This window comes from Pseudoalteromonas sp. XI10 (genome assembly GCF_001469895.1).
Classification (GTDB): domain Bacteria; phylum Pseudomonadota; class Gammaproteobacteria; order Enterobacterales; family Alteromonadaceae; genus Pseudoalteromonas.
In genome coordinates this window covers 1-243 of the sequence record NZ_LOPY01000016.1, presented here as the reverse complement: position 1 = coordinate 243, position 243 = coordinate 1, and the positions used below count along the sequence as shown (strand labels likewise).

Here is a 243-nt window from a genome sequence, read left to right as displayed (position 1 = left end):
CATTAAGCTAACCTGTACTAATTACCCGTGAGGCTTAACCATACAACGCCAAACGCGTTTTATGACAGCGTAACAGACAGAAGTTAAGTTACTAAAGTAGACATTTACTTGATATCAGAATTCCAGATTTTAGTTAATTGCTAAAGCGATTAACGAACCAAATTTGCTTGGTGACAATAGCGTTTTGGACCCACCTGACCCCATGCCGAACTCAGTAGTGAAACGAAACAGCGCCGATGATAG

Annotated in this window: 1 rRNA gene; it reads left to right on the top strand. The window is 40.7% G+C overall.

From position 1 onward, the window contains the following. Window positions 1-166: 166 nt before the first annotated feature. Window positions 167-243, top strand: a 5S ribosomal RNA gene (gene rrf, locus AUR67_RS03085); the annotation flags it as partial.